9 protein-coding genes, 1 tRNA gene and 1 rRNA gene are annotated in these 7994 nt (G+C 67.3%); 5 read left to right on the forward strand and 6 right to left on the reverse strand.

The genetic code is table 11. The annotated features are described in order from the left end of the window. Nucleotides 1–113 (forward strand): 16S ribosomal RNA (locus tag WKI94_RS10865); the annotation flags it as partial. An 80-nt stretch (nucleotides 114–193) separates the two neighbouring features. Here the strand turns inward: WKI94_RS10865 and WKI94_RS10870 are convergent. Genes WKI94_RS10870 through proB form a run of 4 tightly spaced genes read right to left on the reverse strand, consistent with a single transcriptional unit; the run spans nucleotide 194 to nucleotide 3860 of the window. Next, nucleotides 194–997, reverse strand: a complete 804-nt coding sequence (locus WKI94_RS10870) for a YhjD/YihY/BrkB family envelope integrity protein (protein WP_337845751.1) — start codon at nucleotides 995–997, stop codon at nucleotides 194–196. After that, complete coding sequence (locus WKI94_RS10875; protein WP_337845752.1) at nucleotides 969–1520, reverse strand: tetratricopeptide repeat protein; 552 nt, start codon at nucleotides 1518–1520, stop codon at nucleotides 969–971. The genes WKI94_RS10870 and WKI94_RS10875 overlap by 29 nt, the downstream gene beginning before the upstream one ends. Nucleotides 1521–1524: 4 nt before the next feature. Continuing rightward, on the reverse strand, nucleotides 1525–2754 hold the full coding sequence (locus WKI94_RS10880) for a glutamate-5-semialdehyde dehydrogenase (protein ID WP_337845753.1): 1230 nt from the start codon (nucleotides 2752–2754) through the stop codon (nucleotides 1525–1527). Further along, nucleotides 2751–3860, reverse strand: coding sequence for a glutamate 5-kinase (gene proB / locus WKI94_RS10885; RefSeq protein ID WP_337845759.1), 1110 nt, complete (start codon nucleotides 3858–3860; stop codon nucleotides 2751–2753). Before proB ends, WKI94_RS10880 begins: the two co-directional genes overlap by 4 nt. A 77-nt stretch (nucleotides 3861–3937) precedes the next feature. Here proB and WKI94_RS10890 point away from each other — a divergent pair, with 77 nt between their 5' ends. Both WKI94_RS10890 and WKI94_RS10895 read left to right on the forward strand, forming a co-directional pair. Continuing rightward, nucleotides 3938–5377: a hypothetical protein gene (locus WKI94_RS10890; protein ID WP_337845754.1), complete on the forward strand. Its 1440-nt coding sequence runs from the start codon at nucleotides 3938–3940 to the stop codon at nucleotides 5375–5377. Nucleotides 5378–5513: 136 nt separating this feature from the next. Further along, nucleotides 5514–6407: a M66 family metalloprotease gene (locus WKI94_RS10895; protein WP_337845760.1), complete on the forward strand. Its 894-nt coding sequence runs from the start codon at nucleotides 5514–5516 to the stop codon at nucleotides 6405–6407. Here the strand turns inward: WKI94_RS10895 and WKI94_RS10900 are convergent. After that, the gene (locus WKI94_RS10900) at nucleotides 6375–6584 is read right to left on the reverse strand and encodes a hypothetical protein (RefSeq protein WP_337845755.1); all 210 of its coding nucleotides are present in this window, start codon (nucleotides 6582–6584) and stop codon (nucleotides 6375–6377) included. The genes WKI94_RS10895 and WKI94_RS10900 overlap by 33 nt on opposite strands. A gap of 52 nt (nucleotides 6585–6636) precedes the next feature. Here WKI94_RS10900 and WKI94_RS10905 point away from each other — a divergent pair. Together WKI94_RS10905 and WKI94_RS10910 are read left to right on the forward strand one after the other, a co-directional pair. Then, nucleotides 6637–6713 (forward strand) — tRNA-Arg (locus WKI94_RS10905). 50 nt (nucleotides 6714–6763) lie between these two features. Further along, on the forward strand, nucleotides 6764–7327 hold the full coding sequence (locus tag WKI94_RS10910) for a cob(I)yrinic acid a,c-diamide adenosyltransferase (protein WP_337845756.1): 564 nt from the start codon (nucleotides 6764–6766) through the stop codon (nucleotides 7325–7327). Here the strand turns inward: WKI94_RS10910 and WKI94_RS10915 are convergent. After that, nucleotides 7324–7608 carry a hypothetical protein gene (locus tag WKI94_RS10915; RefSeq protein WP_337845758.1) on the reverse strand — a complete coding sequence of 95 codons (285 nt, stop codon included), beginning with the start codon at nucleotides 7606–7608 and terminating at the stop codon, nucleotides 7324–7326. The two genes, WKI94_RS10910 and WKI94_RS10915, sit on opposite strands and share 4 nt — an antisense overlap. Nucleotides 7609–7994 lie beyond the last annotated feature (386 nt).

Raw genomic sequence — 7994 nt, forward strand, 5'->3', positions numbered from 1 at the left:
CTCCACCCGAAGTCGCCCACCCCTACAGGGAGGCGCCCAGGGTGGGGCCCGTGACTGGGGCGAAGTCGTAACAAGGTAGCTGTACCGGAAGGTGCGGCTGGATCACCTCCTTTCTAAGGAGTACCAAACCCGAATCCTGCGCTTTCCAGGTCCTCGCCCCCAGGAAGGCCAAGGGCCTTCCTGGGGGCTTTTTTTACCCCTTTAGCACCCGCGCCACCACCGCCCCCAGGAGGAAAATCCAAAGGACCAGGTAAAGCCCAAGGAGAGCCAGGACGAACCCCGCCAAGGGGCCATAGAGGAGCTCGTACTGGGAGCGGGGGAGGAGCTTGGGAAGCCCGAGCCGGACCCCCTCAAAGAGAAGGGCCCCCACCCCCGCGCCGCTGGCCAAGGGGGGGAGGTCCCTTAGCGCCCTTGGCCGGGCGAAGAGGCCATAGACGAGGAGGAAGAGGAGGAAGGCGAGGAAAAGGGGAAGGAGGTTTTCCAAAGGTCCCAAAGCCCCCCGCCACCCTGGGGGAAGGAAGCGCACCACAAAGCCCAAGGCCAGGCCCAAGAGGGCCAGGAGGATGAGGCCAAGCCCCAGGAAAAAGGGCATGGCCAAGGCCAAAAGGCGGTTTCTTACCCCTAAGGCCACCCCGAAGATCAAGCCCAGGGCGTAGCTCAAGGCGGCGAAGAAGTTGCTGGCGGACCAGAGGAGGAGGAGGCTCGAGGCCAAGGTGAGGGGAAACGCCCCCCGGGTGAGGAAGCGGAGGAGGTCGGCCCCCAGCTCCGGCCGGGTGGGGAAAAGGGCCAGGGTCGCCCCCTCCAGAGCCTCTAGAACCCCTTCTTTTAGGGCGGGGTTCCCCTGGAGGAGAAGGCCGAAGACCCCGAGGAGGAGGAGGAGCAGGGGGGCCAGGGAGAGGAGGGCATAGTAGGCCAGGGCAGCGGCGAAGAAGGGCACGTGGGCCTCCTGGTAGAGGCGGAAGGCCTCCTTAAGGGTTATCCTTCTCCTCGGCTCCACGGGGATCTCCGGCCTCTAGAAAAAGGCGCCGGGCAGCCTCCCGGTGTGCCTCCGCCGCCTCCGGACTGCCGAAGCACCGGTGCCATTCCCAAAGGGCCCGGTGGAGGGGGGCCACGAAGGCCGGTTCCCCTGCGGCTAGGCATAGACCCTCCTCCAGGAACCTCCGGGCCTCCTCCTTGCGCCCCATGAGGAGGGCAACGTATCCCTGCTCGTAGAGGTTGACCGACCGCTCCAGCGGGCCTAAAGGAAGCCTTGCCTCCTCCTCAAACACGGCCATGGCCTCCCCCAGGCGGCCCAAGAGGCGCAGGACGAAGCCCGCCTGGTGCAGGGCTTTGTGGCTGCCCGTCTCCCGATAGAGGGCCTGGTAAAGGGCTAGGGCCTCCTCGAGGCGGCCCCCGAAGGCCAAGGCGTAGCCTAAGACAAAACGGGCCTCAGGGGTGGGGTCTTGGCGCAACCGGGCCTCCGCTTCCTCATGGCGCCCCTCCTCTATCAGCCGCCAGGCCTCTTGGAGGTCTTCCCTCACAGCCCTACCCCCGCTCCTGCCCTTCCCCCAGGGCGATCCACTTGGTGGTGGTGAGCTCCAAGGGCCCCATGGGGCCGTAGGCATGGAGCTTGGAGGTGCTGATGCCGATCTCCGCCCCTAGGCCCAGCTGGAAACCGTCGTTAAAGCGGGTGGAGGCGTTCCAGAGCACCAGGCTCGCGTCCACCTCCTCCAGGAAGCGCCAGGCCGCCTTGGGGTCGTCCGTGCAGATGGCCTCGGTGTGGCGGGAGCCGTAGCGGGCAATGTGGGCCAGGGCCTCCTCCAGGCCCCCCACCACCTTGACCCTTAGGACGAGGTCCAAATACTCCCGGTCCCACTCCTCCTCAGAGGCGGGCACCGCCTGGGGAAGGAGGGGAAGGGCCTTAGGGCAGGCCCTGAGCTCCACCCCGTGGGCGGCCATGGCCTCCCCTAGCCGGGGGAGGAAGGCCTCCGCCACCCCCTGGTGGACCAGAAGGGCCTCGAGGGCGTTGCAGACCGCGGGGCGCTGCACCTTGCCGTTTAGGGCCAGGCGCAGGGCCATGTCCAGGTCCGCCTTCACGTCCACATAGAGGTGGTTTACCCCCTTGGCGTGGGCCAGGACGGGCACCCGGGCCTCCTTCTGCACTAGGCGGATGAGCTCCTCCCCCCCCCGGGGGATAAGCAGGTCCAGAAGCTCCAGCCGGCACATCTCCAAGATGGCCTCCCGGTCCGTGGTGGGCACCAGGGTTACCGCCTCCTCGGGGAGGCCCGCCCCCTTTAGGGCCTCCCGCCATAGCGCCACCAGGGCCTGGTTGGAGCGGAAGGCCTCTTTGCCACCCCTTAGGAGCATGGCGTTCCCCGCCTTTAGGGCCACAGCCACCGCCTCCACCGTGGCCCCGGGCCGGGCCTCGTAGATGAAACCGATAAGGCCTATGGGCACCCGCATCCGCCCCACCCGGAGGCCGTTCGGCCTCTTGGCAAGGCCCTCAATCCGGCCCAAGGGGTCGGGGAGGGCAGCGATCTGGTACAGGCCCTCCACCAGGGTCCTCAGGTCCTTTTCCCTAAGGGCCAGCCGGTCCAGCTTGGCCCGGGAAAGGCCCGCCCTTTCCGCCTCCTCGAGGTCCTCCCGGTTGGCCCTAAGCACCGCCTCCCATCGCTCCTCCAGCAGCCTAGCCATCTGGACGAACGCCTCGTCCCGGTTCCCCTTGGCCACCTCCGCAAGCCGCGCCCGCGCGCGCTCGGCCAGTTCCCTGATCATGTCTCCTCCTTCAGGACCAGGTGGTCCCGGTGGACCACCTCCTCCGTGTAGCGGTAGCCCAAAAGGGCCTCAATCTCCCGGCTGTGGTGCCCCTGGATGCGGGCGATCTCCTCCGAAGCGTAGGCGGCAAGGCCTACCCCCACCTCCTCGCCCCCCTCGGAAAGGAGGCGCACCACCTCCCCCCGCCCGAACCGCCCCCGCACCTCCTTGACCCCCGAGGGGAGGAGGCTTGCCCCCCGCTCCCTAAGGGCCCGCACCGCCCCCTCGTCCAGGACCAGGGCCCCCTTGGGGCTTAGGTTCTGGTAAAGCCAGGCCCGCGCCCCCCGGTAACGGCGCTGGGCGTGGAAGTAGGTGCCCAAGGGTTCCCCCCTAAGGGCCGCCAGGAGGACCCCTGGGCGCCTGCCCGGGAGGAGGAGGGTGGGGATCCCCACCCAGGCGGCCATCCCCGCGGCCAGGAGCTTGGAGCGCATGCCCCCGCTTCCCAAGGGGTTCCCCTCCCCGGCCAGGGCCAGAACCTCCTTCACCGAGGCCACCTCGGGAATGGGCCTCGCCCCTGGGTTCCTCTTGGGGTCCTCCTCGTAGAGCGCCTCCACGTCGGAAAGGAGGACGAGGAGCCCCGCCTCCACCAAAGGAGCCACCCGGGCGGAAAGCTGGTCGTTGTCCCCAAAGCGGATCTCGTGGAAGGCCACGGTGTCGTTCTCGTTCACGATGGGCACCACCCCCAGACGGAGGAGGGCGAAGAGGGTGGCCTTGGCGTTCAGGTAGCGCTCCCGGTGGGCCAGGTCCTCGGCGGTGAGGAGGACCTGGGCCACCTCGAGGCCCTCCTCCCGGAAGGCCTCCCGCCAAGCCTGCATGAGGAGGGGCTGGCCGATGGCCGCCAGGGCCTGCTTCAGGGGCATGTCCTTGGGCCGGGGAAGGCCCAGGGCCGCCCTGCCCGCGGCCACCGCCCCCGAGGAGACCAGAACCACCTCCCGCCCCTCCCGCCGGAGGAGGGCCACCTGGCGGGCAAGCTCGGCCATGACCGGCCTTTCCAAACCCCCTTCCCCGGCCAAGACCGCGCTCCCCACCTTGGCCACAAGCCGCTTGGCCGCAAGGCCCGCCCGCATTAAGGCCCCCGCCCGCATTAAGGCCCAGGATAGCACCTCTCATCCGAAAGGTCCCTCTCCCTGCTAGGGTTGGAGGGATGGGCCCCTTCCGGGTCGCCCTCCTCATCGTCCTAGCCCTGGCCGGGTGCTGGCAAACCCCCGCATGGGACTTCACCCTCAGCTTGGTTCCCACGAGCCTCACGGTGCAACCGGGGGAAAGCGGCACCACAACTCTTACCCTCACCCCGCAAAACGGCTTTACAGGCACCGTTAGCCTCGCCCTCCTGAACGGGCCCAACGGGGTGTACCTCTCACCCACCAGCTTTCGGGTGAGCGGAACTAGCCCCTTGCGGGAAAATTTAACGGTGACCGTGGCTTCGGACGTAGCCCCGGGGACCTACCCCCTGACCCTGAAGGGGACTTCGGGAAGCCTCACCAAGACGGTGCCCCTCACCCTCACGGTGGCCCTGCCCCCCGACTTCACCCTGAGCCTCTCCCCCAGCACCCTCACGGTGCAGCAGGGTGGGAGCGGGAACACCCAGCTCACCGTCACCCCGCAGAACGGGTTCACGGGGACGGTGGGCCTCACCCTGGTGGGAGCCCCCGCTGGGGTGAGCATCAGCCCCACCAGCGTCCCGGTGACGGGGTCTAGCCCGGCGGTCCAGACCCTGACGGTGAGCGTGGCCAGTAGCGTGGCCACGGGAACCTACACCCTGACCCTGAAGGGAACCTCGGGGAGCCTGAGCCGCACCACAACATTAACCCTGACCGTCACCACCCCGCCCTCCGACTTCAACATGGTCTTGGAGTCCAACACCCTCTCCCTTCCCCCTGGAGGAACGGCCTACGTGCGCCTCTCCGTCACGGGCAGCGGGGGCACCCTCACCCTCCAACTGGTGGATGCCCAAGGGAACCCCTTCACCCCGGTGGTCCTCTCCCCCACCTCCACCCCCATCCCCTCTGCGCCCGTCCTGGAGCTTCGGGCAAGCCCAAGCCTTGCCCCCGGCACCTACCCCTTAAAGGTCCGGGGCACCAGCGGCGCCCTGACCCAGGAAGTGGGCCTCACCCTGCAGGTCAACGGGCAGACGGGCCAAAACCTTTCCATCGCCCGGGTGGAATGGGGCCAGAGCGTGCTGAAGGAAAGCCTACGCCTGGTGGCGGGGAAGGAGGTCCTCCTAAGGGTGCACCTGGTGGCAAGCCCTAGCCCCCATCAGCCTCTCTGCGCCCCTTTCGGGGGCGGTGTACGAGGGGAGCACCTTCCGGGGCAACCTCACCTTCACCTGCCCGAACCCTCTTCCTACCGCCACCCTCCAGGGGGACCTTGCCACCACCTGCAACACCACCCTTCCCGGCTCCTGGGTAACCCCGGGCCTCCGGGCGGAACTCCGCGCCGACCCCAACAACCAGGTGGCGGAAATGGACGAAAACGACAACACCCGCACCCTCACCCCCCAAGTGGGAGCGGGCACGGCCCTCCACCTCACCGTGGTGCCGGTGGTCCACCAGGGGGTCACGGCCACGGTGCCGAGCTTCGCTGAGACCCTCCTAGCCGTATGGCCCCTCAAGGACGTAAACCACGCCACCCGTGCCCCCTACACCTACGCCGGCACCCTAAGCCCCACGGACAGCAACACCTGGTCAGACCTCCTGGACGAGCTCCGGATCCTCCGCCAAATGGACGGCAGCGGGCGCTACTACTACGGCTTCGTGCGGGTGGGTTACACCTCAGGGATTGCCGGGATAGGGTACCTCGGCTTCCCCGTGGCCGTGGGCTGGGATTACGCGGGTAGTGCCCCCGCGGTCATGGCCCATGAGCTCGGCCACAACTTCGGGCGGTCCCACGCCCCTTGCGGCGTTTCCGGGGACCCTAACTACCCCTACCCCAATGCTACCCTCGGCACCTGGGGGTACGACCGCCGGAATAACTCCCTCAAGGACCCGAACGCCTACCGCGACCTCATGGGCTACTGCAGCCCCCTTTGGATCTCGGACTACACCTACGAGGGGGCCCAGGGCTTCCTGGAGGCCAACCCCCCCCAGGCCCAAAGCGTCGCCCCCCTGCCCCTAGGGGAGGAGGTTCTCCTCTTCACCGCCCTGGTGGTGGACGGGAAGGTGGAGCTAAGGCCCCCCCTCCAGGGGCCCTTCCGCCCTGAGGGCAAGCCCTCTTCCTACCGCCTCCTCGTGGACGGCACCCCCTACCCGGTCTACCTTTTGGAGGACTCCGAGGGGGGCCTCCACCTCCAGGCCGTGGTGCCCGTGGGGGACTACCGAAGGGTGGCCCTCTACGAGGGGGAGAGGCTCCTCGTGGAGAGGACCGCTTCCCTCACGCCCCAGGCCCTGCCCCAGGTGGAGCTTAGGGAGGAGGGGGGCGAGGTGGCGGTGCGGGTGGTGGGGGGGACCCACTTTGCCCTCTTCCACATCGCCGAGGACGGCACCCGCACCGCCCTCACCCTCTTCCACCCCGTGGGGGAGGCCAGGATCCCTATAGGGGGCCTTCCCCCAGGGGGACGGTACGAGGTCCAGGTGACGGATGGGCTAGGGGTGGTGCGCTTCGCCTTCCCCCGGTAGGAAAAGGCCCTGCCGATACGCCAGGAGCCCCCGGCGGCGCATGCGCACCAAGAGGCCAAAGAGCCGGGCGCGGGTGAGGTGGGGAAAACGGGGCCTTAGGGCCTGGAAGAGGGCCTCGAGGTCCCTCCCCTCCTCCAGAAGGGCAAGAATCGCCGCCTCCAACGAGGCTTCGCGCATGCCCCCATTATTGACAGTAAACCCCTCCCCGTGGTAGGGTAATGCTTGGCTTGGGCCCGTAGCTCAGTTGGATAGAGCGGCTGACTACGGATCAGCAGGTCAGGGGTTCGAATCCTCTCGGGCCCGCCAGGGTGCCCCCGGAAATCCTGTTCCGGGGGCCTTGCCTTTACAATGACCCCATGAAGATCTACACCAAAACCGGCGACACGGGGGAAACCGGCCTTTACGGGGCCGAACGGGTGGTCAAGGCCCACCCCCGGGTGGAAGCCTACGGCACGGTGGATGAGGCCAACTCCGCCATCGGCCTGGCCCGAAGCCTCCTCCCCCCCGAACAGCTGGACCTGCAGGACCTTCTAGAGCGCATCCAAAACGCCCTCTTTGACCTGGGGGCGGACCTGGCCACCCGCATGGGCAGCCTCTACGAAAAGAACATCGCCCGCATGGACGCAGAGGACGTGGAAGGCCTGGAAAAGGCCATAGACCGCTACCAGGAGGAAAGCCCCCCCTTCCAGGGCTTCATCCTCCCCGGGGGGCACCCCGCGGCCGCCGCGCTCCACCTGGCCCGCACGATAGTCCGCCGGGCGGAGCGGAAGGTGGTGGCCCTAAGCCGGGAGGAGCCGGTGAACCCCGAGGCGATCCGCTACCTCAACCGGCTTTCCGACCTCCTCTTCGTCCTGGCCCGGGTGGTGAACGCCAGGATCGGGGTGCGGGAGGAGGGGTGGCTGGTCAAAAAACGGCGCTAAGACCAAGGCTTCCCGTACACCCGCACCTCCGCCTGGGGGAAGGCGGTCTCCAGAAGCTCTTTTAGAAAGGCCGCGGCGCTAGGGAAAAGACCCCTGCAAGGGCCCTCCATGTAGAGGAAGAGGTAGCGGGGCCTCCTGGGGGACTGGGAGAAGCCCAGGCAGCCCTGATACTCGGGGAAATACTCCAGGAAGATCTCCAAAAGGTCTTGGACGAGGTCTTGGGCCTCGGGGAGGGCCTCCACGGAGCTCTTGGGCTTCACCCAGAAGGTCATGGCCTTCATGACTACCTCCATTATGGGGGTAAGTGCCCCGCCAAAGCGGGGACCCCAGAAAAAGGGCCCGACGGGCCTTTCCTCCAAGTCCCATGAGGTTTTTATGCCCGGGCGCCTAGTCCCCCTCTTGCAAAATGATATCATTCTGCTACCATATGGGCATGGTGGAAGCCAAAGGTCTGACCAAGCGCTACCCCAGGGCCTTGGCCGTACAGGACCTGAGCTTCACGGTGCAGGCGGGGGAGGTCGGTCGTGTAAGGAATTATGTGTAAGGGTATGTGTATGAATGGGGGTACCAACGGGAGAGGAGGTACCCCATGGATCAGGATACCCTCCAGATGATCTTGAGGGAAGCAGTGAGGGAAACGGTAACCCAGGTTCTGCAGGCCCTGCTC

The sequence above is a fragment of the Thermus sp. genome (assembly GCF_037444525.1).
Classification (GTDB): Bacteria; Deinococcota; Deinococci; order Deinococcales; family Thermaceae; genus Thermus.